The sequence below is a fragment of the Micromonospora sp. WMMD964 genome, assembly GCF_029581455.1.
Taxonomy (GTDB): domain Bacteria; phylum Actinomycetota; class Actinomycetes; order Mycobacteriales; family Micromonosporaceae; genus Micromonospora.
Genome location: NZ_CP120860.1, coordinates 2,597,030 through 2,623,225, shown reverse-complemented (window position 1 = coordinate 2,623,225; position 26,196 = coordinate 2,597,030). Strand labels below are relative to the sequence as shown.

General features: G+C 72.8%; 25 protein-coding genes. 7 read left to right on the top strand and 18 right to left on the bottom strand.

What is annotated here, in order from left to right:
- Positions 1–78 precede the first annotated feature (78 nt).
- Positions 79–2,181, top strand: coding sequence for a glycogen debranching N-terminal domain-containing protein (locus O7616_RS12245; RefSeq protein ID WP_282306901.1), 2,103 nt, complete (start codon positions 79–81; stop codon positions 2,179–2,181).
- Positions 2,182–2,355: 174 nt separating this feature from the next.
- On the opposite strand, the gene O7616_RS12240 is transcribed toward O7616_RS12245, so the two are convergent.
- The 7 genes from O7616_RS12240 to truB all read right to left on the bottom strand — a co-directional run bounded on the left by O7616_RS12240 (position 2,356) and on the right by truB (position 10,265).
- A complete protein-coding gene (locus O7616_RS12240; RefSeq protein WP_282306900.1) occupies positions 2,356–2,826 on the bottom strand; it encodes a GNAT family N-acetyltransferase in 471 nt (156 codons plus the stop codon).
- A gap of 85 nt (positions 2,827–2,911) precedes the next feature.
- A complete protein-coding gene (dapB, locus tag O7616_RS12235) occupies positions 2,912–3,664 on the bottom strand; it encodes a 4-hydroxy-tetrahydrodipicolinate reductase (RefSeq protein WP_282306898.1) in 753 nt (250 codons plus the stop codon).
- Positions 3,665–3,890: 226 nt separating this feature from the next.
- Positions 3,891–5,315, bottom strand: a complete 1,425-nt coding sequence (locus tag O7616_RS12230) for a pitrilysin family protein (protein ID WP_282306897.1) — start codon at positions 5,313–5,315, stop codon at positions 3,891–3,893.
- A gap of 47 nt (positions 5,316–5,362) precedes the next feature.
- A complete protein-coding gene (locus O7616_RS12225; RefSeq protein WP_282306896.1) occupies positions 5,363–7,738 on the bottom strand; it encodes a polyribonucleotide nucleotidyltransferase in 2,376 nt (791 codons plus the stop codon).
- A 228-nt stretch (positions 7,739–7,966) separates the two neighbouring features.
- Complete coding sequence (gene rpsO, locus O7616_RS12220) at positions 7,967–8,236, bottom strand: 30S ribosomal protein S15 (protein ID WP_278137994.1); 270 nt, start codon at positions 8,234–8,236, stop codon at positions 7,967–7,969.
- 189 nt (positions 8,237–8,425) lie between these two features.
- Entirely contained in the window at positions 8,426–9,355 is a 930-nt protein-coding gene (locus O7616_RS12215; RefSeq protein WP_282261850.1) for a bifunctional riboflavin kinase/FAD synthetase, read from the bottom strand.
- A gap of 25 nt (positions 9,356–9,380) precedes the next feature.
- The gene (truB, locus tag O7616_RS12210) at positions 9,381–10,265 is read right to left on the bottom strand and encodes a tRNA pseudouridine(55) synthase TruB (protein WP_282306895.1); all 885 of its coding nucleotides are present in this window, start codon (positions 10,263–10,265) and stop codon (positions 9,381–9,383) included.
- 200 nt (positions 10,266–10,465) lie between these two features.
- Between truB and O7616_RS12205 the strand changes: the two genes are divergently transcribed.
- Complete coding sequence (locus O7616_RS12205; RefSeq protein ID WP_282306894.1) at positions 10,466–10,768, top strand: hypothetical protein; 303 nt, start codon at positions 10,466–10,468, stop codon at positions 10,766–10,768.
- Positions 10,769–10,777: 9 nt separating this feature from the next.
- Here O7616_RS12205 and O7616_RS12200 read toward each other — a convergent pair whose 3' ends face one another.
- From O7616_RS12200 to rimP, 11 genes are all read right to left on the bottom strand, one after another.
- Positions 10,778–12,106, bottom strand: a complete 1,329-nt coding sequence (locus tag O7616_RS12200; RefSeq protein WP_282306893.1) for an MATE family efflux transporter — start codon at positions 12,104–12,106, stop codon at positions 10,778–10,780.
- A 193-nt stretch (positions 12,107–12,299) separates the two neighbouring features.
- On the bottom strand, positions 12,300–12,518 hold the full coding sequence (locus tag O7616_RS12195) for a hypothetical protein (protein WP_282306892.1): 219 nt from the start codon (positions 12,516–12,518) through the stop codon (positions 12,300–12,302).
- A 429-nt stretch (positions 12,519–12,947) separates the two neighbouring features.
- A complete protein-coding gene (locus tag O7616_RS12190) occupies positions 12,948–13,157 on the bottom strand; it encodes a DUF6186 family protein (protein WP_282264640.1) in 210 nt (69 codons plus the stop codon).
- Entirely contained in the window at positions 13,157–13,564 is a 408-nt protein-coding gene (locus tag O7616_RS12185; RefSeq protein WP_282261857.1) for a hypothetical protein, read from the bottom strand. The genes O7616_RS12190 and O7616_RS12185 overlap by 1 nt, the downstream gene beginning before the upstream one ends.
- Before the next feature lie 102 nt (positions 13,565–13,666).
- Positions 13,667–14,725 (bottom strand): bifunctional oligoribonuclease/PAP phosphatase NrnA, encoded by a 1,059-nt coding sequence (locus O7616_RS12180; RefSeq protein WP_282306891.1) that lies wholly within the window; start codon positions 14,723–14,725, stop codon positions 13,667–13,669.
- On the bottom strand, positions 14,722–15,213 hold the full coding sequence (rbfA, locus tag O7616_RS12175; protein WP_282261861.1) for a 30S ribosome-binding factor RbfA: 492 nt from the start codon (positions 15,211–15,213) through the stop codon (positions 14,722–14,724). The genes O7616_RS12180 and rbfA overlap by 4 nt, the downstream gene beginning before the upstream one ends.
- Before the next feature lie 126 nt (positions 15,214–15,339).
- Positions 15,340–15,636: a DUF503 domain-containing protein gene (locus tag O7616_RS12170; protein WP_282261862.1), complete on the bottom strand. Its 297-nt coding sequence runs from the start codon at positions 15,634–15,636 to the stop codon at positions 15,340–15,342.
- 90 nt (positions 15,637–15,726) lie between these two features.
- A complete protein-coding gene (gene infB / locus O7616_RS12165) occupies positions 15,727–18,735 on the bottom strand; it encodes a translation initiation factor IF-2 (protein ID WP_282261863.1) in 3,009 nt (1,002 codons plus the stop codon).
- A 91-nt stretch (positions 18,736–18,826) separates the two neighbouring features.
- Entirely contained in the window at positions 18,827–19,159 is a 333-nt protein-coding gene (locus tag O7616_RS12160; RefSeq protein ID WP_282261864.1) for a YlxR family protein, read from the bottom strand.
- 16 nt (positions 19,160–19,175) lie between these two features.
- Positions 19,176–20,219, bottom strand: coding sequence for a transcription termination factor NusA (gene nusA, locus O7616_RS12155; protein ID WP_278137985.1), 1,044 nt, complete (start codon positions 20,217–20,219; stop codon positions 19,176–19,178).
- Positions 20,216–20,914 (bottom strand): ribosome maturation factor RimP, encoded by a 699-nt coding sequence (rimP, locus tag O7616_RS12150; RefSeq protein WP_282306889.1) that lies wholly within the window; start codon positions 20,912–20,914, stop codon positions 20,216–20,218. The genes nusA and rimP overlap by 4 nt, the downstream gene beginning before the upstream one ends.
- 155 nt (positions 20,915–21,069) lie before the next feature.
- Here rimP and O7616_RS12145 point away from each other — a divergent pair, with 155 nt between their 5' ends.
- Genes O7616_RS12145 through O7616_RS12125 form a run of 5 tightly spaced genes read left to right on the top strand, consistent with a single transcriptional unit; the run spans position 21,070 to position 26,152 of the window.
- Complete coding sequence (locus O7616_RS12145; protein ID WP_282306888.1) at positions 21,070–21,597, top strand: hypothetical protein; 528 nt, start codon at positions 21,070–21,072, stop codon at positions 21,595–21,597.
- Positions 21,594–22,031 (top strand): ferritin-like domain-containing protein, encoded by a 438-nt coding sequence (locus O7616_RS12140; protein WP_278144381.1) that lies wholly within the window; start codon positions 21,594–21,596, stop codon positions 22,029–22,031. The genes O7616_RS12145 and O7616_RS12140 overlap by 4 nt, the downstream gene beginning before the upstream one ends.
- Before the next feature lie 52 nt (positions 22,032–22,083).
- The gene (locus O7616_RS12135) at positions 22,084–22,686 is read left to right on the top strand and encodes a PadR family transcriptional regulator (protein ID WP_282261875.1); all 603 of its coding nucleotides are present in this window, start codon (positions 22,084–22,086) and stop codon (positions 22,684–22,686) included.
- Between the two features lie 17 nt (positions 22,687–22,703).
- Complete coding sequence (locus O7616_RS12130; RefSeq protein ID WP_282264641.1) at positions 22,704–23,417, top strand: ABC transporter ATP-binding protein; 714 nt, start codon at positions 22,704–22,706, stop codon at positions 23,415–23,417.
- Positions 23,414–26,152, top strand: a complete 2,739-nt coding sequence (locus tag O7616_RS12125; protein ID WP_282306887.1) for an FtsX-like permease family protein — start codon at positions 23,414–23,416, stop codon at positions 26,150–26,152. Before O7616_RS12130 ends, O7616_RS12125 begins: the two co-directional genes overlap by 4 nt.
- The last annotated feature ends 44 nt before the right edge of the window (positions 26,153–26,196 follow it).

Sequence of the window (26,196 nt, the reverse complement as noted above, 5' to 3'; positions counted from 1 at the left end):
GAATGTTTCGCACTTTGCACGGCCAGGGCCGCGTTGTCAAGACGTCCGCCCCGCACCCCGAGGATCTGGAGCCACACCGTGATCGAACGCCAGCTGCAACCCCTCCTGCACGAGTTGGTCGGGGTGGTCCACGCGCCGACCAGCGCGTTGGGGGACGCGACCGGGCAGATCCGCCCGACCGGCGTCCAGGGCGTGTTCCACGCCGACGCCCGGGTGCTCTCCCGCGCCGAGTTGCGCGTCGACGAGCGGGAACTCGAAGGGCTGACCCGCGGCGACGACGGCCCCCACGGCGCGCGGTTCGTCGGCCTGGCCCGCTGGCTCGGCGACCCCACGCCCGACCCGACCGTCCGGGTCGACCGGCTCCGCCGGGCCACCGGCAACGGCCTCACCGAGGAGGTACGGGTCGTCTCCACCGCCACCGTCGGCGTACGCACCACCGTCACCGTCGACCTCGGCTGCGACCTCGCACCCATCGAGGCCGTCAAGTCCGGTGGCACCGTCCCCGCGCTGGAGGCCAAGTCCGGCCAGCCGGGCGTGCTCACCTGGTCGGCGACCGGGATCACCGTCACCGTCACCGCGCCGGGCGCGCAGGTGCTGGCCACCGATGAACGCGCCACGGCACCCCGGTTGGCCTGGCCGGTCGACCTGCCCGCTGGCGGCGAGACCGTGCTGAGCTGGAAGCTGACCGTCGAGGACCCGCGCGCCGTCGTCGTCGGCCCGACCGGCGGGCCCGAGTGGTCCCGGCCGCAGGTGACAGCCGACGACCGCCGCCTGGTCCGACTGCTGGACCGCAGCCTGGACGACCTGCGCGGCCTACGGCTGGCCGAGACCGGCGCGCCGACGGACGTGTTCCTCGCCGCCGGGGTGCCCTGGTTCCTCACCCTGTTCGGTCGGGACAGCCTCTGGGCCGCCCGGATGATGCTGCCGCTCGGCACCGACCTGGCCGCCGGCACCCTGCGCGTACTCGCCCGCCGGCAGGGCACCCGGGTCGACCCGGCGACCGGCGAGGCCCCCGGCAAGATCCTGCACGAGCTGCGCCGGCACGAGTTCACGGTGCCCGGCAACGGCCTGCGCCTCCCGCCCGCGTACTACGGCACCGTCGACGCCACCATGCTCTGGGTCAACCTGCTGCACGACGCGTGGCGCTGGGGTCTGCCCGCCGAGCAGATCGAGCCACTCCTGCCACACCTCGAGGCGGCCCTGGGCTGGCTCGGCGAACACGCCGACCCGGACGGCGACGGCCTCGTCGAGTACGTCGACACCACCGGACACGGCCTGTCCAACCAGGGCTGGAAGGACTCCGGTGACGCCGTCCGCTTCCACGACGGCACGCTGGCCACCGCGCCGATCGTGCTGGCCGAGGTCCAGGGGTACGCACACGAGGCAGCGGTGAACGGGGCCGCCCTACTGGACGCCTTCGGCCGACCGGGCGCGGACCGTTGGCGTGAGTACGCCGCCGGCCTGGTCCGCCGGTTCCGCGACAGCTTCTGGGTGGACGGCCGGTACGGCCCACAACCCGCCCTCGCCCTCGACCGGGACAAGCGGCCTGTCGACTCGCTGACCAGCAACATCGGTCACCTGCTCGGCACCGGCCTGCTCGACCGCGACGAGGAGGCCCAGATCGCCCGGTTGCTCACCACCGACACCCTCGCCGGGGGATTCGGGCTACGCACCATGGCCACCGACGACGCGGGTTTCAGCCCGCTGTCGTACCACTGCGGTTCGATCTGGACCCACGACACCGCGATCGTGCTCGGCGGGCTGGCGCGGGCCGGGCACCGGCAGGCCGCGCTCGGCCTGGCCGAGGGGTTGCTCAGCGCGGCCGAGGCGTTCGACTACCGGCTGCCGGAGCTGTACGGCGGTGACGACCGGTCACTGCTGCACCGCCCGGTGCCGTACCCGGCCGCGTGCCGTCCACAGGCGTGGGCCGCGGCGGGCGCGGTGCTGCTGCTGCAGGCGGCGACCGGCCTCTACCCGGACGTGCCCGGCGGCACGGTGCGCGTCGCTCCTCTGGCGGGCGCCGAGCTGGGCGGGTTGCACGTCGACGGACTGCGTGTCGCTGATGCCTCCGTGACCGTCACTGTCGACCCCACCGGCGAAACCACGGTGACCGGCCTCCCCACCCCGCTGACCCCCACCATCCCCACCCAACGCCGCCCCACCACCCCAGCCCCGCACTAGATGTAGTGCCCGCCCGCCCCGTCGCGCCCCCGTCCCCGTCCCCGTCCCCGTCCCCGTCCCCGTCCCCGTCGATCATGGAGTTGTGGTGGGCCTTCGCTCCGCAAATGCCCCTGATGAGGGGCACCACAACTCCATGATCGGCGCGAAAGGGTGGTGGGGTGGGGCCGCGCCGGGTTAGCGGCGGAGTTCGGTGATCAATTCGTCGTCGTCCACCTGGCCGGTGGGGTGGAAGCCCAGGGAGGTGTAGAGGGCGGCGGCGGGGGTGTTGTCCGGGTGGTACGAGAGGCGGACCGGGGGGTTGCCCTCCCGGGTGGACAGCCAGTCGGCCAGCGTCTGCACGGTGGCCCTACCGACGCCCTGGCCCTGCTCGGCGGCGTCGATCAGCATTCCGCCGATCCAGTGCGAGCCATCGTCGTCCACGCCCCACATGACGTGCCCGACGACGGTCTCGTCGGCGTAGACGGCCAGCGAGTTCCACACCTCGGAACGGCTGCTCAGCAGCAGGTAGCGGGCGCCCAGCGCGGCCACGAACCGGCGCTGGTCGTCGCGCGGGGCGACATCGGCCACCGCCCGCCAGTTGTCGTCGTCGACCGGTCGGAGCGTGATCCGCCGGCCGCTCCGGTCCAGGTGCCCACCATTGATCATCGGCGGATGCTACCCGGTGGGCGACCTGAGATCTTGGACAGTTTCCGTTACGCGCGAACGGAAACTGTCCAAGATCTGCGCGGGCTCAGTCGAGCAGGGCGTCCAGGCCGACGGTGAGGCCGGGGCGGTTGCGCACCGCGCGGACGGCCAGCAGCACACCGGGCATGAACGACACCCGGTCGTACGAGTCGTGCCGGATGGTCAGTGTCTCCCCGGTGCCGCCGAAGAGCACCTCCTGGTGGGCGACGAGCCCGGTGGCGCGTACGGCGTGTACGCGTACCCCGTCGATGTCGGCACCGCGCGCACCCGCGACCTCGTCCTTGGTGGCGTCCGGCACCGGCCCGAGGCCGGCCTCGGCGCGGGCCTGGGCGATCTGCCGGGCGGTGTGCGTGGCGGTGCCGCTCGGGGCGTCCAGCTTGCGCGGGTGGTGCTGCTCGATGATCTCGACGGACTCGAAGTGCCGGGCGGCCCGCGCGGCGAACTGCATCATGAGCACCGCGCCGATGCCGAAGTTCGGGGCGATGACCACGCCCACCTCGGGCTTGTCGGCGAGCCAACCGCGCACCTGCTCCAGCCGCTGCTCGGTGAAGCCGGTCGTGCCGACGACCGCGCTGATGCCCTGGTCGATGCACCACTTCAGGTTGTCCATGACGACGTCCGGCGTGGTGAAGTCGACGACCACGTCGGCGCCGGAAACGGCGGAGCGGTCGTCGCCCTGGTCGATCGACGCCGCGAGAGCCAGGTCGTCGGCGGCGTCGACGGCCTTGCAGACCTCGATGCCCATCCGGCCACGGGCACCGAGAACGCCGACCCGGGTCTTCTTCTGCTCGTCAGTCACGGGGCACAACCTATCCCAATCGGGACGTGCCCCTCGGGCCGGATCCGGGGGCATCCACCGGCCGGGATGCCCCGCCCGACAGGGCCTCACCCCCCCGGAAGCGGAGGGACGCAGCCCACGCCGCAGCGCGGAAGGAGGCAGCCCACGCCAGGGGGCGACAGGGCTCAAGACCGCGGCGCGAAAGGGCTCAGACCGCGCTGCGGCGCGGAAGGACCGAGACCGCGACTCAGACCGCGAAGTCGCCCTCGCCGAAGGGGCCGACGACGGCCAGCGACATCGGTCGGCTGAGCAGCTCGGCGGCGAGGACGTTCACGTCCTCCACGGTCACCTCGTCGACCCGACGGAGCAGCTCGTCAACCGGCATCAGGTCGCCGTAGAGCAGCTCACCCTTGGCGAGCCGGCTCATCCGGGAACCGGTGTCCTCCAGGCCGAGCACGAACGAGCCCTTGCTCATCCCCTTGCCGCGGGCCACCTCGGCCTCGGTCAACCCGTCGGCCGCGACCCGGGCCAGCTCGGCTCGGGTCAGGGCCAGCACCTCGTCCACCTTGCCCGGCGCGCAGCCGGCGTAGACGGCGAACAGGCCGGTGTCGGCGTACTGGCTGGCGTAGGAGTAGACCGAGTAGGCCAGGCCGCGCTGCTCGCGGATCTCCTGGAACAGGCGGCTGGACATGCCACCGCCGAGCACGTTGTTGAGCACCCCGAGGGCGAAGCGCCGCTCGTCGAGGCGGTCGATGCCGGGGCAGCCGAGGATGATGTGCGCCTGCTCGGTCTCCTTCGGCTCCACGACCGTGGTCACCGGCTTGGTGCGTACCGCCGGGGTCGCCGCGCGGTGCGGCGCCGGGGTGGCCGGGTCGCTGTCCAGGGGCGTGCCCCGCACCGCCTGGCGGACCAGCTTGACCACTGTGGCGTGGTCGAGGTTGCCGGCGGCGGCGATGACGATCTGCGGGGCGGTGTAGCGGCCCCGGTAGAAGCTCTGGATCTGCTTGCGGGTCATCGGCGTGACGGTCTCCGCGGTACCGGAGATCAGCCGACCCAGCGGGTGGTCGCCGTAGACCGCCTGGACGAAGAGGTCGTGCACCTCGTCACCCGGCTCGTCGTCGTGCATGGCGATCTCTTCGAGGATCACGCCGCGCTCGGTCTCGACGTCCGCCGGGTCCAACAGCGAGTCGGCGACCAGGTCGCACATCACGTCGATCGCCAGCGGCAGGTCCTCGTCCAGCACGCGGGCGTAGTAGCAGGTGTATTCCTTCGTGGTGAAGGCGTTGGTCTCACCGCCCACCGCCTCGATCTGCGAGGAGATCTCCAGTGCGGTGCGCTTGTTGGTGCCCTTGAAGAGCAGGTGTTCGAGGAAGTGCGCGGCACCGGCCTGCGGGCCGCTCTCGTCGCGCGAGCCGACCGCCACCCAGATGCCGAACGAGACGCTGCGCATCGCGGGGATCGCCTCGGTGAGCACGCGCAGGCCGCTGGGCAGCACGGTACGTCGTACCGTGCCGCCCAACGGGTCGTCGCTGAGCGTCCGGGTCACCGCGCGGGTGGTGCCGCCGGAACGGCCCGCCCCGGCGGCCCGAGACTGACTCGACTGGCCGGCTCGCCAGTGCGGAGCCACCCCCCGTCGATCCGGTGGAAACGGCGCGCTGAAGGCCCGACTCACGTGGTGCTCCCGGTTCGACGAGGGGTGGGTGTCGCAGGTGCTGGTGGTCAGCTGTGCCGGGTCCGGCGGCGCGGACGCTCGCCGCCCTCGCCACCCTCGCCGCCGCCCTCGCCGCGCTCCGGGCCACGCCCGCCCCGGTCACCGCCACGCTCGCGGTCGCCGCGGTCACGCGGGCCACGGTCGCCCCGGTCCCGACCGGACGGACGGTCGCCGCCGGCGGCCTCACCGGCGGCCGGAGCCTCGGCGCCCTCCGGCCGGACCTTATCCAGGTAGATCTTGCCGCGGGCGTCGATGTCCGCGATCTCGACCTCGACCCGGTCGCCGACGTTGAGGAAGTCCTCGACGCGCTCGACCCGCTTGCCGTCGCCCACCTTGGAGATGTGCAGCAGGCCGTCACGGCCCGGCAGCAGCGAGATGAACGCACCGAACGCGGCGGTCTTGACCACCGTGCCGAGGAACCGCTCGCCCTGCTTCGGCAGGGTCGGGTTGGCGATCCCGTTGATCCGGTCGACAGCCGCCTGGGCCGACGGGCCGTTGGTGGCACCGACGTAGATCGTGCCGTCGTCCTCGATGGAGATCTCGGCGCCGGTCTCGTCCTGGATCGCGTTGATGGTCTGGCCCTTCGGGCCGATGACCATGCCGATCTTGTCCACCGGGATCTTGACGGTGGTCACTCGCGGCGCGTAGTCCGACATCTCGGCCGGAGCCTCGATCGCCGCCTTCATGACACCGAGGATGACCTGCCGGGCCTCGTTCGCCTGCTGCAGCGCGGCGGCCAGCACGTCCGACGGGATGCCGTCGAGCTTGGTGTCGAGCTGGAGCGCGGTGACGAACTCCGGCGTGCCGGCGACCTTGAAGTCCATGTCACCGAACGCGTCCTCGGCACCGAGGATGTCGGTCAGGGTCACGTACTGGGTCTTGCCGTCGACCTCGTCGGAGATGAGGCCCATGGCGATGCCGGCGACCGGCGCCTTCAGCGGGACACCCGCGGAGAGCAGACCCAGCGTCGACGCGCAGACCGAACCCATCGAGGTGGAGCCGTTGGAGCCGAGTGCCTCGGACACCTGCCGGATGGCGTACGGGAACTCCTCGCGCGACGGCAGCACCGGGATCAGCGCGCGCTCGGCGAGAGCGCCGTGGCCGATCTCGCGACGCTTCGGCGAACCGACCCGGCCGGTCTCACCGGTCGAGTACGGCGGGAAGTTGTAGTTGTGCATGTAGCGCTTGCGGTTCTCCGGGGACAGCGTGTCCACCATCTGCTCCATGCGGAGCATGTTGAGCGTGGTGACGCCCAGGATCTGGGTCTCGCCCCGCTCGAACAGAGCCGAACCGTGCACCCGGGGCAGCACGCCGACCTCGGCGGTCAGGGTCCGGATGTCACGCGGGCCACGGCCGTCCATGCGGACCTGCTCGCGCAGCACGCGGTTGCGCACCTCGGACTTGGTCAGCGAGCGGAAGGCCGCGGACAGTTCCTTCTCCCGACCCTCGAACCGAGCGCCCAACTCCTCGGCGACCCGGGCCTTGACCCGGTCCAGGGCCTCCTCGCGGTCGGCCTTGCCGGCGATGGTGATCGCCTCGGCCACGTCTGCCCGGGCCAGCTCGGCGACGGCGTCGTACGCGTCGTCCTGGTAGTCCAGGAAGACCGGGAACTCGGTGACCGGCTTCGCGGCGACCTCGGCCAGCTCGCTCTGCGCGCGGCACAGCTCACGGATCGCCGGCTTGGCGGCCTCCAGGCCGCTGGCGACGATCTCCTCGGTCGGGGCGGTGGCGCCGGCCGAGATCAGGGCGACGGCGTTCGGCGTGGCCTCGGCCTCCACCATCATGATCGCGACGTCGCCGTCCTCGAGCGTGCGGCCGGCCACGACCATGTCGAAGGTGGCCCGGGCCAGCTCCTCCAGGGTCGGGAAGGCGACCCACTGGCCGTCGATGTGGGCGACGCGGGTCGCACCGATCGGGCCGGAGAACGGGAGGCCGGAGAGCTTCGTCGACATCGAGGCGGCGTTGATCGCCACGACGTCGTACGGGTGCTGCGGGTCGAGCGCGAGGACGGTCTCGACGACCTGGACCTCGTTACGCAGGCCCTTCACGAAGGACGGGCGCAGCGGCCGGTCGATCAGGCGGCAGGTGAGGATCGCGTCCTCGCTGGGCCGGCCCTCACGGCGGAAGAACGAGCCGGGGATGCGGCCCGCGGCGTACATCCGCTCCTCGACGTCGACGGTCAGCGGGAAGAAGTCGAACTGCTCCTTCGGGTGCTTACCGGCGGTCGTGGCGGAGAGGACGACCGTCTCGCCCAGCTGGGCGATGACGGAACCGGCGGCCTGACGGGCCAGCCGGCCGGTGGAGAAGGTGATCTCACGGGTGCCGAAGGACCCGTTGTCGATCACGGCGGTGCGGGATTCGGTGCCGAGTTTGGTCTCGGTCATGTGCTGTCGTGCTCCTTCGCGTCGTGGGCCCACGACATCGGGGAGCTGCTCAGCCGGCCGGTCTTCGATCGAAGCGCCCGGGGTGGCCGGCGTCATGCCGGGGTTCCCGGGGGCCACTACCGGAGACCGGTACGCTGACCGGCTCCCTGTCGGGTGGTCGCGCGGCCCATGTTTTCTCTGGTGGGACGCGGTACGGGGGAGCGGCCGGTCGGCCACTCCCCCGTCACGTCACCGGCGCAGGCCGAGCCGCTCGATGAGCGACCGGTAGCGGTTGATGTCCTTCTTCTGGACGTAGTTGAGCAGCCGACGGCGACGGCCGACCAGCAGCAGCAGCCCACGGCGGCTGTGGTGGTCGTGCTTGTGCACCTTCAGGTGCTCGGTCAGCTCGGCGATCCGCTTGGTGAGGACCGCGACCTGGACCTCCGGCGAACCGGTGTCGCCCTCGGCGGTCGCGTACTCCGCGCGGATGCTGGCCTTGGCTTCCTGGTCGAGCGCCATGTTCTCCCTGTTTCGATGGGTTGATCAAGTAGGTTGCCCGTCGTCCCGATCGACCGGGAACGGACCGGTACCTCGCACCCGCGGCGTCGAGCAGGCACGCGAGGCCCCACGCCGGTCACCCGACGTCTCGGCAAGACTACCAGCACTCGCCGGTAACACCCGGCCAAGGGCCGCCGCCGGGCCCGCCGATCAGGCCAGGGCGTGCCGGGTACGGGTGACGTCCTGCTCCATCTGGGCGATCAACGGCTCGATCGAGTCGTACCGGACCTGGCCGCGCAGGTGCGCCACGAAGTCCAGGGCCAGGCGCTCGCCGTACAGGTCGCCGGAGAAGTCCAACGCGTAGGCCTCCACCCGCCGTTCCCGGCCGGAGAAGGTCGGGTTGGTGCCCACCGACACCGCCGCCATCAGCGGTTCACGTTGCCCGCGGCGGATCAGCCGGGCCGCGTACACCCCGTCGGCGGGCACCGCCGCGTACCGGTGGCAGAGCAGGTTGGCGGTGGGGAAGCCCAGCTCCCTCCCCCGCTGGTCGCCGCGGACCACCACGCCCTCCAGGCGGTGGGGGCGGCCCAGGGCGGCGGCCGCCGCGCCCACGTCGCCCGCGTCGACGCAGGAGCGGATGTACGTGGACGAGAAGACGGTGCCGTCGTCGGCGACCAGAGGGCCGCCCTCCACTCCGAAGCCGAAGGTACGCCCCAGCTGCTCCAGCAGCGCCACGTCACCGGCCGCCCGGTGCCCGAAGCGGAAGTTGTCGCCGACCACCACCAACGCGGCGTGCAGGTGCTCGACCAGGACGTCGTGCACGAACTGCTCGGCGGGCAGCCGGGAGAACTCCGGGGTGAACGGCACCACGCAGAGCACGTCCACGCCGAGCGCCTCGATCAACTCGGCCTTGCGGGCCGGTTCGGTGAGCACCGCCGGATGCGAACCGGGGCGGACCACCTCGGCCGGATGCGGATCGAAGGTGACCACCACCGACTGCACGCCCAGCGCCCGCGCCCGGGCCACGGCGTGCCCGATGGTCGCCTGGTGCCCCTTGTGCACGCCGTCGAAGACACCGATGGTGACGACGGAGCGTCCCCACCCACCGGGCGCCGCGTCGTACCCCCGCCACCGCTGCATGCCGTTCCTCCCCTACTGCCCGGCCTCAGGCCGGGGCGAGCACGATCTCCGCGCGGGCCCGCCCGTCCCGCTCGCTGACGATAGCGATCAGACCGCCGGCGGGGCCGAAGACGGCGTACGGCCCGGTGAGGCCGGCCGGGTCCAACGGCCCACCGTGGGCGAGCACCCGAGCCTCCTCGGGCGTGGCCTCCCGGCGGGGAAAGAAGCGGTCGGCCGCCGCGTCCAGCGGCAGGTTCACCACGTCCGGGGCGCGTTGCTCCAGGTCGTCGAGGGTGGCCGCCTCGGCGATGGTGAAGCCGCCCACCGCGGTCCGGCGGAGCGCGGTCAGGTGGCCGCCGACGCCGAGCGCGAGGCCCGCGTCCCGGGCGATGGCCCTGATGTACGTGCCGGAGGAGCAGGTCACGTCCACGTCCACGTCCACCAGGTCCGGCTCGGTACGGCGGATCGCCAGCACCTCCAGACGGGAGATGGTGACCCGTCGCGCGGGCAGCTCGACGCTCTCCCCCTCGCGAACCCGCTTGTACGCGCGCTGACCGTTGATCTTGATGGCGCTGACCGCGCTCGGCACCTGGTCGACCTCGCCGCGCAGCGGTGCCAACGCCGCCCGGATCGCGTCGTCGGTGACCCGACCGGCCGGAGTGCCGGCGATCACGTCGCCCTCGGCGTCGTCGGTGACGGTGGCCTGGCCGAGCCGGATGGTGCCGGTGTAGCTCTTGCCCGCGCCGATCACGTAGGTGAGCAGGCGGGTCGCCCGACCCACACCGATCACCAGGACACCGGTGGCCATCGGGTCGAGGGTGCCGCCGTGGCCGACGCGCCGGGTCTTGGCCAGCCGGCGGATCCGCGCCACCACGTCGTGCGACGTCATGCCGCCGGGTTTGTCGACGACGATCAGACCATCGGTGCTCACGTCGGCCAAGCCTGCCAGACGGCCCGTACCGCCCGATGCGTGGGCACGCCGCGCGTGACCGGAGCCTCCGCCCGGGTGACCTGAGCCGGTTGGTCGGATGCGAGGTCGATCCGGCGGTTTGTCCGGCGGGGCAGCAGGCCGACCTCCACGGATGCGAAGATCATCCGCCCGCTGACCGCGCCCCGAGATCAGGACCGCCGATGACCTCCGACCGACCTCCGGGCCATGAACACCGCGCTCGGGTCGACCTGCCGCAGTGGATGCGGGATCCGACGCCGAAGCGGCGGACCCCGGCACGCTACGTCGACGACCTGATCGAGGGCTGGCCGCCGCTACGCGCCGCCCGCCGGGCGGTGTGGCACTGGCGCAGCCGGAGCCGATGGAGCGAGTCGCATCCGAACATCGTCGCCGTGCTGTCGTTCGTCGTGGCCGCGGTGATCGGCACCGTGTTGGTGACCGGCGCCTACTATCTGCTCGCCCTGGCCATCAGCGGCGAATACTGACGGTGGTGGTCAGCGGACCGCGCCGACCACCGCCCAACTGCCGTTGCGCAGGCGCAGCAGCAGCGCGACCAGGCGGATCACCACGAACACGGTGAGCCCGGCCCAGATGCCGCCCAGCCCGAGGTCGAGGGCGTACGCCAGCCAGATGGCGGGCAGGAAACCGCCGAGCGCCGCCACGATGGTGAGGTTGCGCAGGTAGCGCACGTCACCCGCGCCGATCAGCACACCGTCGAGGGCGAACACCACACCGGCCAGCGGCAGCATGACGACGAACCACGGCCACGCGACCATGGCCTGCTCGCGTACCCCCGGATCGGAGCTGAACCAGGACGGCACCACGCCGGCGCCGGCGGCGACGAGCAGCGCGAAGCCGACGCCGCAGACACCGCCGAGCAGCCCGATCCGGCGGGCGAGTGCCCGCGCTCCCACGTCGTCGCCGGCGCCGAGCGCGGCGCCGACCAGCGACTGGGCGGCGATGGCGAGGGCGTCGAGCACCAGCGCGGTGAAGAACCAGAGTTGTAGGGCGATCTGGTGGGCGCCGACGGCGGCGGCGCCGAAGCGGGCGGCGACGGCGGTCGCGGAGAGGAAGCTGGCCTGGAACGCCAGCCCTCTGATCAGCAGGTCCCGGCTCAGCAGCAACTGCTGGCGGATCACGTGGGGCCGGGGTCGCAGCGACACCCGTTCGGCGACCAGCGCCGCGGCGAAGAGCGCCCCGCAGAGGGTCTGCGCGACGACGTTGGCCACCGCCGAGCCGACCAGGCCCAGCCCACCGGGATAGACCAGCAGCGGGCAGAGCAGCGCGGAGAGCAGGTTGGGGCCGAGCACGAAGAACAGTGGGCGGCGGGTGTCCTGCACGCCGCGCAGCCAGCCGTTGCTGGCTGCGGCGAGCAGCAGGCCGGGGGCGCCGAGGGCCGCGATGCGCAGCCAGTGTGCGGCGGCGTCGGCGACGTCGCCGGCACCACCGACGAGGGTACGCGCGAGCGCGGCTCCGCCGAACTGCATGCCGATCGCGATCAGCAGGCCGACACCGAACGCCAACCAGGACGACTGGACGCCCTCGGCCACCGCGGCGGCCCGGTCCCCGGCCCCGAAGCGGCGGGCCGCCCGCCCGGTGGTGCCGTACGCGACCACGGTGCCGACCCACGCGGTGAGCGTCATCACCGTGCCGCCGACGGCGAGCGCGGCGAGCGGCACCCGACCGAGGTGACCGACCACCGCCGTGTCGACGAGCACGTAGAGCGGCTCGGCGGCGAGCACCACCAGAGCCGGCAGGGCGAGGCCGGCGATGCGGCGCGGCGAGGCGGACAGGCCCGTGGTGGTGGCAGCGATCTGGCTCATCGCCGCCGATCGTGGCACGAGCACGGTAAGGATCGCAATCCCGCCGACCGCTTACGTGTCGGCGGTGACGCTCAGGCGCGTGGCGCGTGGCGCGTCCCGGCGGTCCGCCAGTCGCGCAATCGGCCGAGGGCGGTCGGGCGGTCGGGGCGAGTGCCTCCGGGTCAGAGGCTTTGGAGCTGATGCCGTCAACGAATCAGCCGCGATGTCGCAGACGGATCACGTCGTGATGTCGCGAGCGATCCAGCGTGCCGCGAACGATGGCGCGGACCGATCCGTCGCGACGCCGCGAACGATCCAGCGTGCCGCGAACGATGGCGCGGACCGATCCGTCGCGACGCCGCGAACGATCCAGCGTGCCGCGAACGATGGCGCGGACCGATCCGTCGTGATGTCGCAGACGATTCAGCTCCACAGGCGGACCAGGAAGCGTCCGGCCCTCTCCGCCGGCCGACAGCGGGATCAGCGTCGGGCGGGTCTGATCACTGGCGGGTGTCCATCGACGTCTGCAGCGCGCGGCGGGCCTGCTCACGGGCGTCGTCGGTGGTGGCCTCGGGCTTGGGCTTGTTCGGCATGGCGGTGGTCCTTCCAGGGAGCGAGCCACCGACAGGCGGCGGCCCTCACGGGCGGTCCTGCTGAGCGCCCCACGACGGTCCGGGGTTACCGGAGCAGCCGCCTGGGCAGCTTGAGCCCGGGTCGGTCCGACCCTGGAGGGAGGCGGCACGAGGTGTGGCACCACCGCCCATGACCTGCGCCGCCACGCGGCACCGGCCCTCTCCCAAGTTATCGTTCAGGTCCATATGCTGCTCACGGTTCCCGCCATCTGGACGGTCGGCAACCCGGCTCAACGGGCCAGGAAGTGCCACCCCAGCCACCACCAGAACCCGAACAGACCGATCCGGCCCACCGGCACCGGACCGACCTCGTAGCGCATCACGTACGCGCAGACCTCGCCGAGGGTGGGGATCCGCGAGCCCTCCCGCCGGGCCATCCACTCGACCACCGCGAAGAGGACCAGCGCGGCCAGGAAGCCACCGATCGCAAGCGTCCGCATCATCGCCGCACCAGCCCCCAGAAGGCCGCCAGCCAGGCGAACCAGGCCGCCGACCGGGTCAGGTGATCTTCCAGGAGAGGGTCGGCTAGGCGCGAGAAGGTGGGGAAGTCGTCGCCGGCCGCCAGCACGAAGGTCGCACCCTCGAAGACACCGAAGACCACCACCGGCACCGCCCACCAGGCCGCTCCGGCACCCAGCCGAGGCGGTGCCGGCCGGCGGGGCACCCGGTTGCTCAGACCGAGCCAGATCAGCACCCCGCCGGTGCCGAGGGTGAACAGATTCGCCTCGGTCGAGAAGGACGCGAACCGACCACCGACGAGCGACAGGCAGACCAGGACGGGAACGGAGACGGCGGGCCGATCCCAGGCACGGGGGGCCTCCACGGTGAGGTCGTGCGGCTGCTCCATCCCGCAATTCTTCCCGGTCTCACGGAGCGCGGGAAGACCGACACTCCCCGGAGCTGACCCTGATCTTCGGGGTCGACGGATCGATGACGGCGAACGTGGGCGTCAGTTCGCGGGGCTGACCAGCGCCGCGTCCAGTTGACCGCGGATCGAGTCGACCACCTGATCGACGGTGCCCCGGCCGGTGAAACCGGCCGCGAACGTGTGACCACCACCGCCCAGCGCGACCGCGACCCGGCTGACGTCCACCGCACCCTTGCTGCGCATCGACACCGCCCAGTCGCCCGACGTGGTCTGCTTCAACACACAACCCACGTCCGCCTCGGCGGTGCACCGCACCGAGTCGATCAACGCCTCCAGCACGTACGGCCGCTGGTCGTGTCGGGCCAGGTCGTCCAGGGTGGCGAAGGTCCAGACGAACCCTCGGCCACCGGCGGCGGACGGCTCCAACCGGGCCCGGCCGAGCACCTCACCGAAGAGCCGGACCGCGCCGAAGGGCCGGGTGTCGAAGACCCGCCGGGAGATGTCGCCCGGCGAGATGCCGGTGGCCAGCAACCGGGCGGCCATCTCGTGCACCGCCGGGGTGGTCGCCGCGAACCGGAACGAACCGGTATCAGTGGTCAGGGCCACGTAGAGGCACTCGGCGATCTCCCGATCCACGACGACCCCGAGCCGGGCAAGCAGCCGCTCGGCCACCACCGACGTCGCCGCGGCTCCGGGGTCGACCAGGTTGACGGTGCCGAAGCCCGGGTTCGAGGCGTGGTGGTCGAGCACCAACGCCGCGCCCGCCGACGACAACCGCCCGGCCAGCTCACCGAGGCGCGACTCGCTCGCCGCGTCGAAGCAGATCACCAGGTCGGGGGCGAGGTCCGCCGCGTCCGCCGGGACCAGCAGGTCGAGCCCGGGCAGCCCCTGCAACGGCTCCGGCACCTCCGGCGGCCCGGGGAAGGTCGCCTGCACCTCGCGTACGCCGAGCTGCCGCAGGCCCAGACCGAAGCCGAGCATGCTGCCCAGGGCATCGCCGTCCGGGTTGACGTGGCAGATCAACAGCACCCGGGCACCCGCCGGGAGAGCCCGTACGAGCGCCTCGGCGGCAGCCCAGTCCGTCTCGGTGGGGACACCCGCGGCCGCCCCGGCGAGCGGGGTGCTGGTGGCGCCGGTCACCGCGTTTCCCCACCCCGCGGGGTCTCCGTGACGTCGGTGGCCTCGTCGGCCTCGTCCGTCTCGTCGGCGTCGTCCTCCACCCGGTACGGCTGCGCCTCGCCCGCGTACTCCGCCCGGGCGGCGAGCCGCTGCACCTCGGCGTCGGCGTTGCGGGCGGCGGCGAGCAGGTCGTCGATGTGCTTGACCTGGTCCTGTACGTCGTCGAGGACGAACGTCAGGGTCGGCGAGTGCCGCAGCCCGAGCGCCTTGCCGACCGTGCTGCGCAACATCCCCTTGGCGCTCTCCAGGGCGGCTGCGGTGTCCGCCTGGGCCACCGAGTCGCCGAGCACCGTGTAGAAGACCGTCGCGTCGCGCAGGTCCGCGGTGATCCGGGCGTCGGTGATGGTGATCATCCCGAGCCGCGGGTCCTTGATCTGGCTCCGCACCACCGACGCGACCAACTCACGCACCCGCTCGGCGTGCCGGCGTACCTTGGCCGGATCAGACATCTCGCCACCTCCACGGCGTCCTGCTCCCGGTCGGCCCGGCGACCCGGAGGCCGCCGGCCGACCGGCCAACATCTCGAACACTACCTTCGCGGCCGTACCGGTCGCCCGGCACAGCCGGCACCGTGGTCAGTCGTCGTCCACGCCGTACAGCCGGCGTCGAACCGACAGCAGCTCGACCTCGGGACGGGCGGCCACCAGGCGCTCACAGGAGTCGAGCACCTCGCGGACGTGCCCTGTCTCGGCGGCCACCACGGCCACCGCTATCTGCGCCCGACCGTGCAGGTCGAGCGCCCCCACCTCGGCGGCCGACACCTCGAAGCGGCGCAGCGCCGCCACGATCGGCCGTACATATGATCTCTTGGCTTTGAGCGACCGGGAGTCGCCCGGCAGCAGCAGGTCGAAGACCGCGGTTCCGGTGAACATCGCCCCGGACGATACCGCCAACCCGCCCCGCATGATCAAGGGGTTTACGCCGTGCGGCGTAAACCCCTTGATCAGCGTGTCACTGCCGGATCAGGCGCGAACCTTCTCCCGCATCTCGAAGGTCTCGATGACGTCGCCGACCTGGACGTTGTTGTAGCCACCCAGGGTCAGACCACACTCGAAGCCCTCGCGGACCTCGGTGGCGTCGTCCTTGAACCGCTTCAGCGAGGTGATCGTGAGGTTGTCCGCCACGACCGTCCCGTCCCGAAGCAGTCGAGCCTTCGCGTTGCGTCGGATGATGCCCGACCGGACGATGCATCCGGAGATGTTGCCGATCTTGGACGAGCGGAACACGTCGCGGATCTCCGCGGTGCCCAGCTCGGCCTCCTCGTACTCCGGCTTGAGCAGGCCCTTGAGCGCTGCCTCGATCTCCTCGATGGCCTGGTAGATGACGGTGTAGTACCGGATCTCCACGCCCTCGCGGTCGGCCATCTCACGGACCTTGTTGGAGGCCCGCACGTTGAAGCCGATGATCGTGACCGGCTCGGACGACGCGCTCGCGAGCATGACGTTGCTCTCGGTGATCGCGCCGACACCCCGGTCGAGGACCTTGAGCTGGACCTCCTCGGGGATGTCGAGGTTGAACAGCGCGTCCTCCAGGGCCTCCACCGAACCGGAGACATCGCCCTTGAGGATGAGGTTGAGCGACGTCTTCTCGCCCTCCTTGAGCTGCTCCATGAGCGTCTCGAGGGTGGCCCGACCACGGGAGTTGGCGAATGCCGCCGCCCGCCGCCGCGCCTGCCGCTGCTCGGCGATCTGCCGCACCGTGCGGTCGTCCGCCGCCGCGAGGAACGTGTCGCCCGCGCCGGGCGGCGCGGTCAGACCCAGAACCATGACCGGACGCGCCGGCCCAGCCTCGGAGAGCTGGTTGCCGTTCTCGTCGAGCATGGCCCGGACCCGGCCGTGCGCCCCACCGGCGACGATCGAGTCGCCGGCCCGCAGGGTGCCCTTCTGCACCAGCACCGTCGCCACCGCACCGCGGCCCTTGTCCAGGTGCGCCTCGATGGCCACACCCTGCGCCGGCCCGTCGATCGGAGCGGTCAGCTCCAGCGACGCGTCGGCGGTCAGCAGGACGGCCTCGAGCAGCTCCTCGATGCCGATGCCCGGCTTGGCGGCCACGTTGACGAACATGGTCTCGCCGCCGTACTCCTCGGCGACCAGGCCGTACTCGGTCAGCTGCTGGCGGACCTTGTCCGGGTTGGCGTCCGGCTTGTCGACCTTGTTGACCGCGACCACGATCGGCACGTCGGCCGCCTTGGCGTGGTTCAACGCCTCGATGGTCTGCGGCATCACGCCGTCGTCGGCCGCGACGACCAGGATCACGATGTCCGTCACCTGGGCACCACGGGCACGCATGGCGGTGAACGCCTCGTGACCCGGGGTGTCGATGAAGGTCACCGCGCGGTCCACACCCTCGTGCGGAACGTGCACCTGGTACGCACCGATGTGCTGGGTGATGCCACCCGCCTCACCGGCCACGACGTTCGCCTTGCGGATCGCGTCGAGCAGCTTGGTCTTACCGTGGTCGACGTGACCCATGACGGTCACCACCGGCGCACGGCTGACCAGACGCTCCTCGGCCACCTCCGCGTCGAGGTCGATGTTGAACTGCGCGAGCAGCTCGCGATCCTCGTCCTCCGGGCTGACGATCTGGATGTCGAAGCCCAGGTGCTCACCCAGCAGCTGCAGGGTGTCGTCAGAGCAGGACTGGGTCGCGGTGACCATCTCGCCCAGGTTGAACATCTCCTGGACCAGCGAACCAGGGTTGGCGTTGATCTTGTCGGCGAAGTCGGACAGCGAGGCGCCGCGGGACAGCCGGACGACCTGACCCTGACCCCGGGGAGCACCCGAGCTCATGGTCGGAGCCGACAGGTTGTCGAACTCCTGTCTGCGCTGCTTCTTGGACTTGCGACCGCGCGTCGGCCGGCCACCCGGACGCCCGAAGGCACCCGCGGCACCGCCGCCACGGCCACGACCACCCGCACCCGGACGGCCGCCACCGCCGGCCGGCGCACCCGGACGGAAACCGCCACCGGGGGCACCGCCACCGCCGCCGGGACCGCCACGGTAGCCGCCGCCACCACCGGCACCCGCGCCGCCACCGGGACCGCCGCGGTAACCACCGCCGCCACCACCGGGACCGCCACGGAAGCCACCGCCGCCACCGCCGGGGCGACCAGCGCCACCACCGGGGCGACCAGCGCCACCGGGACCGGGACGACCGGCAGCCGGACGCTGGCTCGGCATCGACGCCGGGCTGGGCCGCGGCGGCATGGAGTTCGGGCTCGGCCGCGGCGGCATGCCCGCCGGGGTGTTGGGCCGAGGACCACCCGCACCGGCGGCCGGGGGCCGCTGCTGCTGGCCACCCTGGATGCCGAACGGGTTGTTACCGGCGCCGCGCGCCGGCGGGCGACCACCCGGTCGGGCACCCGGACCCGGAGCAGGCGCGCTCGGGCGAGCTGCCGGCGAACCGGGGCGGGGCGGCATCGCGGCCGGACCCGGCCGGGGGCCGGGGCGGTTGCCACCGTCTGCCGGAGGCTCCCGGCGAACCGGGTTCTCCCGCTGCTGCTGACGGGCGGCCTGCGCGGCCTTGACCGCGGCCTCCTGCTCAGCCTTCAGCGCGGCGGCACGCGCCTCCGCGGCCGCCACCTCGATGTCGTGGGCGCTCGCCGGCTTGGCGACCGGGGCCGCGGGCTGCGGCGCAGCGGGCACCGGACCCTTCGGCTTCGGGCCGGGCATCGGCGCTGCCGGCCGCCGAGGCGGCATCGGCTTGGCCGAGACCCGGGGCGCGCCCGGGGTCGGGGACGTCGTCGGGGTCGGGTTGGGAGCCGGCGTCGACGCGGGCGCCGACGGGGCGGCCGGCGCCGGAGCACCGGCGGACGCGACGAATGCGTTACGCAGCCGCCGGGCGACGGGCGCCTCGACGGTGCTCGACGCGGACTTCACGAACTCGCCCATTTCCTTCAGCTTGGCGAGAACGGTCTTACTCTCGACCCCGAGCTCTTTTGCAAGCTCGTGTACGCGGGCCTTGCCTGCCACTGCACTCCTCACTCCGAGGTCGTGCGGGCAGCACCCGCAGACCTCACTCGTGCACTTGAAGCCTGGTCATTTCAGGGACTTCATCGTGTGCTCATGTCGGTCGTCCTACCCTGCTAGCGACCCTCGCCCGGTCGGGCTGACCGGACGTAGTGGTTGGCGCATCGACGTGCTTCGCCAGCACACCGTGGTCGAGGACCTCGGTGATGCGCAGCGCACGCCCGAAGGCGCGACGCCGCACCGCCAGCGCGAAGCAGGCCGGATCCGGATGCATGTTCGCTCCCCGACCCGGCAGCCTGCGAAGCGGATCAGGCCGGAGGCTGTGACCAGCCTCGTCCCTGACCGCGACTATCCGCAGCAATTCGCTGGCCGGCGCACGTTGTCGGCAGCCCACACAGGTGCGCTCCGGCTGCGTGCGTCGTACCACTGGAAGAAGTCTACCCCTAGCCGCCCGAGATCGCGCCGCCCGGCTCCCGCACGTGATCAGCTCCCTCACGCGCGGCCGGGGCGGTCTGCTCCGCATCGGAGCGGATGTCGATCCGCCAACCGGTCAGACGGGCCGCGAGTCGGGCATTCTGCCCCTCCCGGCCGATGGCGAGCGACAGCTGGAAGTCGGGAACCGTCACCCGGGCGGCCCGACCGGCCAGGTCGACCACCTCGACCCGCAGCGCCTTGGCCGGCGACAACGCGTTGCCGACGAAGGTGGCCGGGTCGTCCGACCAGTCGATGATGTCGATCTTTTCGCCGTGCAACTCGCTCATCACGGCGCGTACCCGCTGACCCATCGGCCCGATGCAGGCACCCTTGGCGTTGACCCCGGGAGTCGTGGAGCGGACGGCGATCTTCGTGCGGTGACCTGCCTCACGGGCGATCGCGCCGATCTCGACAGTGCCGTCGGCGATCTCCGGGACCTCCAGCGCGAAGAGCTTCTTGACCAGCGCCGGGTGCGACCGGGACAGGGTGATCTGCGGCCCGCGCATGCCCTTGGCCACGTGCACCACCACGCAGCGGACCCGCTCGCCGTGGGCGTACCGCTCACCGGGCACCTGCTCGGACTGCGGCAGCACGCCCTCCAGCTTGCCCAGGTCGACGCTGACGATGCCCTTCTCGGTACGCGTCTCGTGCGCCTGCACCACGCCGGTGACCAGGTCACCCTCGCGGCCCACGTACTCACCGAAGTGCACCTCGTCGGTGGCCTCCCGCAGCCGCTGGAGGATCACCTGCTTGGCGGTCATGGCGGCGATCCGGCCGAAGTCGTGCGGGGTGTCGTCCCACTCCCGCACCAGACTGCCGTCGGAGTCCATCTCCTGCGCGTACACCAGGGCCGCGCCGGACTTGCGGTCGATCTCCACCCGGGCGTGCGGCTCGGCGCCGTCGGTGTGCCGGTAAGCGGTCAGCAACGCGGTCTCGATCGCCGCGAGAATCGTGTCGAACGGGATCTCCCGCTCGCGCTCGAGTGCGCGCAGCGCCGCGAGGTCGATGTTCACCTCTCCTCGTCCTCCACATCATCTTCGTCGTCGATGTCGTCTGAATCGTCGAACTCGTCTGAGTCGTCACTGTCGTCCGCGTCGTCGAACTCCTCGTCCGGCTCGCCCAGCTCGGCGAGGCGGGTGAACTCGACCTGCACGCGACCCGGGCCCAGCTGGGCGTACGCCCAGGAGGTCCGGCCGTCCTCGGTCTCCAGCTGCACGCCCTCGTCGTCGGCGGCGATCACCCGGCCGGTCAGTTGGCGGTCACCGGCGGGCTGCTCGCCGCGCTGGCCGGGCAGCGCGGTCGCGCCCCGGACGGTGACCTTGACGAGCCGGCTCACGTTGCGCCGCCAGTGCCGGGGCAGGGTGAGTGGCCGGTCGACGCCCGGCGAACTGACCTCGAGCTGGTATTCCCCGGCGACGATGTCGCCACCGGTCTCCTCCGCGGCGTCCAGCGCGGCCGAGACCGCCCGGGAGACGTCGGCGACGGCGTCCAGGTCGATCCCGCCGTCGGCGTCCACCATCACCCGCACCACGTGCCGGCGACCGGCCCGGGAGACCGACAGGTCCTCCAGGTCGTAGCCGGCGTCGTTGACGACGGGCTCGATCACGGCCCGCAACCGGGCACGCCGCCCGGCGAGGTCGCCACCGCGGGGACCCGCGGCAGCGCGGGGTCGACCGGTCGGCCTGGTGGCACGGCCACGCTGCGTCATCTCCGCACCCTTTCCCTGGTCGACGGTGGTGGGACTTCCCGCCATGCCGGCACGCCACCGGAGCGGACACGCCGGTGGCTGCGCAGAGCGTAACGCGCCTGCCCGGCGGCGGGCCGGGCGGCGCACCGACGCCGGTGGCCCCTGGACCGGCGCCCATGGTGTTGACTTGGCCGGTGGGGATCGGCAGAACGACACAGCGCAACCAGTCATCCGGACATTCCCGGCGAAAGCTCCTGCGCGGCGGGGCGCTGCTGGTGCTCGGCGGCGCCGCCGCGCCGCTGACCGGCTGTGATCTTTTCGACCGCGACGATCAGCCGGCGCCACCGCCGGACCCGCTGCGGCCGATGGTGGACGAGGCGCTCGCCCTGGCCGAGGCGTACCGGAGCACCGCCACCGCGCACCCCGACCTGGCCGGCCGGCTCGACCCGATCGCCGAGGCGCACACCGCCCACGCCACCGAGCTGGCCCGGGTGATCGGCGTCGCCCTGCCGTCGGCCGGGGTCGGCGCCCCGACCACCGCCGCGGGGGCCGACCCGACCGGCGCGCTCGCGGCGCTGCGGGCTCTGGAGAAGACCGCCCAGCAGTCCGCGTCCACCGCCTGCGCGGCGGCGCCCGCGGAGCGGGCCGCGCTACTCGGGTCGATCGTCGCCGCCCGCGCCACCCACCAGGAGGCACTGAAGTGAGGCAACCGTCCGCCGGGGAGGCCCTCGCCTCCGCCCTGTCCGCCGAGTACGCGGCCATCTACGCCTACGGCCGGATCGGCGTCCGGCTCACCGGCGCGGCACGGGAGGCGGCACACCAGGCGGAGGCCGCGCACCGACGTCGACGCGACACCCTGGTCGTGCAGCTCACCACCGCCGGCGGCGTCGTGCCGCCGGACCGGGCCGGCTACGCGCTGCCGTTCCCGGTCACCGACCGGGCCAGCGCCCTGCGGCTCGCCGCCGAGGTGGAGGAACGCACGGCCGCGCACTGGCGGGCGGCGTTGGCGTCCACCACCGGCGCCGACCGGGACCAGGCCCTGGCCGCCCTGGTGGAGTACGCCGTTCGCGCCACCCGGTGGCGCAAGACGGCCGGGTCGACCCCGCTGACCGTCCCGTTTCCCGGTCGACCGGCCTGAACGGGCCCGCTCCGGTTGCGGTGCGCATACCAGGTATGCATACTCCGTTGCCATGTCCATCCGTCACGGGTTGCTCGCCCTGCTCGAACGCGGCCAGATGTACGGCTACCAGCTGCGCGCCGCGTTCGAGGAGTCGACCGGCTCGACCTGGCCGCTGAACATCGGGCAGGTCTACACCACGCTGGCCCGGCTGGAGCGGGACGGTCTGGTGCGCCCGCTGCCGGAGAGCGAGGCCGGGCAGCGCCCGTACGAGATCACCGACGCGGGCCGGGCGGACCTGGCGCTGTGGTTCGCCACCCCGATCAGCCGCACCGACCGTCCCCGCGACGAGTTGGCGATCAAGCTGGCGTTGGCGTTGACCACCCCGGGGGTGGACGTCCGCTCGGTGGTGCAGGCCCAGCGCAGCGCGACGATGCGTGCCCTGCAGGAGCTGACCCGGCTGAAGTACGGCAGCAATCGGCCGGAGGACCTCCCCTGGCGCCTGGTACTGGATTCGATGGTGTTCCAGGCCGAGGCGGAGGTGCGCTGGCTGGACCACTGCGAGACCAGTCTGGTACGGCACCAACCCACCGGACCGGCATTCCCCCTATCCCCACCGGGGGACGACGACGCACGTGACGCGGCGAGGTGGGCCGGCGAGGAGGCGCGACGGTGAGCGGGGCGGACGACGCGGTGTTGGAGCTCCGCGCCGTCCACCGCACCCACGGCACCGGACCGGCGGCGGTGCACGCGCTGCAGGGCGTCAGCCTGGCCGTCCGGCCCGGCGAACTGGTCGCCGTGATGGGACCGTCCGGATCCGGCAAGTCGACGTTGCTGGCCCTGGCCGGAGGGCTGGACCGGCCGACCGGCGGCGAGGTCCGGGTCGAGGGGCAGCCGCTCGGGGCCCTGGACCGGCGCGGGCTCGCCCAGTTGCGTCGCCGCCGGATCGGCTACATCTTCCAGCAGCTCAACCTGCTGGGCAGTCTGAGCGCGCTGGAGAACGTGGCGCTCCCGTTGGAGCTCGACGGCACCAGCGGACGCCGCGCCCGCGCGCTGGCCCGGGCCGCGCTCACCGAGGTGGGCCTGCCCGGGCTGGGTGACCGCTTCCCCGACCAACTCTCCGGCGGCCAGCAGCAGCGGGTGGCCATCGCCCGCGCGCTGGTGGGTGAACGCCGGTTGGTCCTCGCCGACGAGCCGACCGGCGCGCTGGACTCGCAGACCGGCGAGGCGGTGCTGCACCTGCTGCGCCGCCGCATCGACGCGGGCGCCGCCGGAGTGCTGGTCACCCACGAGGCACGACACGCGGGCTGGGCGGACCGGGTGGTGTTCCTCCGCGACGGCGTGCTCGTCGACACGACGGCACCGCTGGGCAGCGTCGAGCAGTTGCTGTCCGGCAGCGAGCGGTGACCGTCCGCCGTACGCGGCAGGTGCCGGTCCGACCCTCCACCCTGGTCGGTCGGCGGCGGATCGCCGAGCTGACCGGCTCCTGGCGGACCGCGCTGCGGATCGCACGGCGCGAGTCCCGCCGCGCCCGGGGTCGAACGGCCCTGGTGCTCGCGATGATCGCCCTGCCGGTGGCCGCGCTGGCCTTCCTCGCGGCGAGCTACGACATGGCCGAATTGACCCCGCAGGAACGTGTCGACCGTCGACTCGGTGTCGCCGACGCGGAGTTGCAGTGGGTCGCCAACGGCCCGATCGGACAGGACGACTGGGGTGAGGGTTGGAGCACGACCAACGGCACGGCCCCGGGGAGGGCCACCGCGGCCCAGATGACCGCGCTGCTGGGGCCGGGCAGCAGGGTCACCGAGGTACGCCCGCACGCCCCACTGACCCTGCGCGGCCCGGACCGTGACGAGGACGTGGCCGGTCGGGTGCTGGACCTCGGTGACCCGCTGGCCCGCGGGCTGGTGCGGTTCCTGGCCGGCCGCGCACCGCAACACCCCGGCGAGGTGGCGGTCAGCCAGGCGGCACTGCGCCGCCTGGACCTGCGCCTCGGTGACGCCGTCACGGTCGCCGACGGGAGCAGGGCGTACACCGTGGTGGGGCTGGTCGAGTTCCCCGACGACCTCGGTCCGGTCGTGGCGCTGCACCCGGGAGCCGTACCGAGGACCGGTCCGGAGCCGGACAGCGTCTGGTTGGCGGACGTGCCCGGGACCGTCGACGCGGCGCTGGTGTCCCGGCTGAACGAGCGTGGGGTGCTGGTCACCGCCCGGCACTCGACCGGCGCGGGGGGCGGGGCGAACCGGACGTGGTTCGGGTTGACCGGGGCGAGCGACGCCAACGACCTGAGTACCGGCTTCCTGATCGCCGGCCTCGGGCTGTTGGAGGTCGTCCTGCTGGTCGGGCCGGCCTTCGCCGTCGGCGTCCGTCGCCGACGTCGGGATCTGGCGCTGGTCGCGGTGGCCGGTGGGGACGCCGCCCAACTGCGCCGGGTCGTGCTGGCCGACGGCGTGGTGCTCGGTGTGCTGGGCGCCGCCGCCGGCCTGGTCGTCGGCGTCGGCGCGGCGTTCGCCGGGCGACCGCTGATGGAGGAGTACGTCTTCGGCGCCCGCTTCGGCGGCTACCGCTGTTGGCCGGGGGCCTTGGTGCTGCTCGGCGCGGTGGCGGTGCTGGCCGGGGTGCTCGCCGCACTGGCACCGGCGTGGACGGCGGCCCGGCAGGACGTCAGCGCCGGGCTCGCCGGGCGGCGTACCCCACCGGTGTCCCCTGCCCGGTGGTTGGTGGTCGGTCTGGCGCTGGTGGTGGGCGGGGCGGGGCTGGCGGCGTACGGGGCCAGCCGGACCTCCCCGGCGGTGATCCTCACCGGTCTGATCCTCGGCGAGTTGGGGCTGGTGTCCTGCACACCCACGTTGATCGGGACGCTCGCCCGCCTCGGTCGGCTGTTGCCGTTGGCACCGCGGATCGCGGTGCGCGACGCCAGCCGCAACCGGGCCTCGGCGGTGCCGGCCATCTGCGCCGTGATGGCCGCCGTCGCCGGCAGCGTGGCGCTCGGTGGGTACCTGGCCAGTGACGATGCCCGCGACGCACGTGCCTACCAGCCGATGCTGCCAGCCGGCCACATGCTGGTCTACCAGAACGGGTCGGGTCAGCGGCCCACGCTGGCCCAGGTCGCCGACGCGGCCCGGGACCAGTTGGGGGTCGACGCGGTGGCCACCGTCCACGCGCCGGACTGCACGTCGGCGGGCACCGGCTACTGCGACATCGCGCCGGTGCTCCCGGCGAGCCGGGCCTGCCCCTGGCAGATCGGCGACGACCTTCCCGCGTCGCACCGCCGGCAGGCCCGGACCGACCCACGCTGCGCGGCCGACCCCACCGGGGGTTACGTGCAACCCGAGGTGGACGACGGCAGCGCGCTACCACTTCTCACCGGCGCCGACGCCACGACGACCGCGGCGGCCTCGGCGGTCCTGCGCGCCGGTGGCGTGGTGGTGACCGACCCGCGTTACCTGCACGACGGTCTGGTGACGGTACGCGTCAGCCGGGTGGACACCGGGCCGGACCAGCTGACCGAGGTCCGTGACCTCCCGGGGTACGCGCTGCCCGGGGCGGTCGGCTACCCCCGTCTGCTGCTGTCCACCGCCGCGGCCCGACACCTCGGCCTGGACTGGTCCTCGGCCGGCTGGGTGGTCGGCAGCACCACTCCGCCCGACGAGGAGCAGCAGGCACGGTTCAGCGCCGCCCTGCGCTCGTTCGGCACGTTCTCACTCAACGTGGAGCAGGGCGCCGCACCCCGCGACGTCTCACCGCTGCTCCTGCTGCTCGCGGCCGCGGCCGGACTGATCACGGTGGGAGCGGCGGGTATCGCCACCGCGCTCGCCGCCGCCGAGGGACGCGCCGAGCTGACCACCCTCGCGGCCGTCGGCGCGGCACCGGGGTTGCGCCGGTTGCTGGCGATCTGTCAGGCCGGCGTCATCGCCGGGCTCGGATCGGTGCTCGGCATCGTGGCCGGGCTCGGCACCGCGGCGATCGTGCTGTTCTCGGTGAACCGGCAGTACGCCGGCGACTGGCCGGTCCCCGACCCGTACCCGATCCTGGTGCCCTGGCCGACCCTCGGCGTGCTGGTGCTGGTGCCGGTGGTGGCGATGCTCGGCGCGGGCCTGTTCACCCGCGCCCGACTGCCGATCGAACGGCGACTGGACTGAGGACCGGGTGGTCGGCTGCGGCCCGCAGCGCCGCCGGTCCTCGC

Excerpts from the sequence above, each read along its gene's own strand:
- O7616_RS12240 (WP_282306900.1), bottom strand. The coding sequence starts at position 2,826 with ATGATCAATGGTGGGCACCTGGACCGGAGCGGCCGGCGGATCACGCTC.
- O7616_RS12225 (WP_282306896.1), bottom strand. The coding sequence starts at position 7,738 with ATGACCGAGACCAAACTCGGCACCGAATCCCGCACCGCCGTGATCGAC.
- rpsO (WP_278137994.1), bottom strand. The coding sequence starts at position 8,236 with ATGGCGCTCGACCAGGAAGCCAAGGCCAGCATCCGCGCGGAGTACGCG.
- O7616_RS12215 (WP_282261850.1), bottom strand. The coding sequence starts at position 9,355 with ATGCAGCGGTGGCGGGGGTACGACGCGGCGCCCGGTGGGTGGGGACGC.
- O7616_RS12205 (WP_282306894.1), top strand. The coding sequence starts at position 10,466 with ATGACCTCCGACCGACCTCCGGGCCATGAACACCGCGCTCGGGTCGAC.
- O7616_RS12200 (WP_282306893.1), bottom strand. The coding sequence starts at position 12,106 with ATGAGCCAGATCGCTGCCACCACCACGGGCCTGTCCGCCTCGCCGCGC.
- O7616_RS12190 (WP_282264640.1), bottom strand. The coding sequence starts at position 13,157 with ATGCGGACGCTTGCGATCGGTGGCTTCCTGGCCGCGCTGGTCCTCTTC.
- O7616_RS12185 (WP_282261857.1), bottom strand. The coding sequence starts at position 13,564 with ATGGAGCAGCCGCACGACCTCACCGTGGAGGCCCCCCGTGCCTGGGAT.
- rbfA (WP_282261861.1), bottom strand. The coding sequence starts at position 15,213 with ATGTCTGATCCGGCCAAGGTACGCCGGCACGCCGAGCGGGTGCGTGAG.
- O7616_RS12170 (WP_282261862.1), bottom strand. The coding sequence starts at position 15,636 with ATGTTCACCGGAACCGCGGTCTTCGACCTGCTGCTGCCGGGCGACTCC.
- rimP (WP_282306889.1), bottom strand. The coding sequence starts at position 20,914 with ATGACGCAGCGTGGCCGTGCCACCAGGCCGACCGGTCGACCCCGCGCT.
- O7616_RS12145 (WP_282306888.1), top strand. The coding sequence starts at position 21,070 with ATGGTGTTGACTTGGCCGGTGGGGATCGGCAGAACGACACAGCGCAAC.
- O7616_RS12135 (WP_282261875.1), top strand. The coding sequence starts at position 22,084 with ATGTCCATCCGTCACGGGTTGCTCGCCCTGCTCGAACGCGGCCAGATG.